Origin of the sequence: Pseudomonas sp. ITEM 17296 (genome assembly GCF_028895205.1) — a bacterium.
GTDB lineage: Bacteria > Pseudomonadota > Gammaproteobacteria > Pseudomonadales > Pseudomonadaceae > Aquipseudomonas > Aquipseudomonas kermanshahensis.
This window is the reverse complement of record NZ_WJRS01000082.1, coordinates 1-589: the sequence shown is the minus strand read 5'-3', so window position 1 is coordinate 589 and position 589 is coordinate 1. Positions and strand designations below refer to the sequence as shown.

1 pseudogene is annotated in these 589 nt (G+C 57.4%); it reads left to right on the top strand.

Annotation, left to right across the window (positions count from 1 at the left end):
- Positions 1-589: pseudogene (locus GIB19_RS28150) on the top strand (RHS repeat-associated core domain-containing protein); the annotation flags it as partial.

Here is a 589-nt window from a genome sequence, read left to right as displayed (position 1 = left end):
GGGCCAACGCGGTGGCAAAGAATGGGAGACCGAAAGCTTCGCTTACGACGGCAATGGCAGGTTACTGCTCGCCGAGAACAAGGACTGCAAGCTGCAGTGGTTCTATGACCTGACGGGCAACAACACCCGCGAGCATCAGCATTTCAAGTACATGAAGCAGCCGAAGGTCGCCGTGTTCACCCACGAGTACGACGCACTCAACCTGCGGATTGCCACCACACGGCCTGATGGCCATCGCGTCAGCTGGCTCACCTATGGCAGCGGTCATTTGCTCGGCCTCAAGTTCGATGATCGTGAACTGATCAGCTACCAGCGTGACGACTTGCACCGCGAGATTGGCCGAGAGCAAGGTAATGGCCTGGTTCAGCGTCAAACCTGGAGCCCGAATGGCCAACTGCTAGAACAGACCCTGGCACACCGTGGTGCCACTAAGCGCATTGCAGCTCGCAACTACCGATACGACGAAAGCGGCCAGCTCACTCGCATCAATGACCTGAACCGAGGCGACACCTACTACCGTTATGACCCGGTGGGCCGGCTACTCGAAGCCACGCACAACTACAACAAGGAAATTTTCGCCTTCGATCCA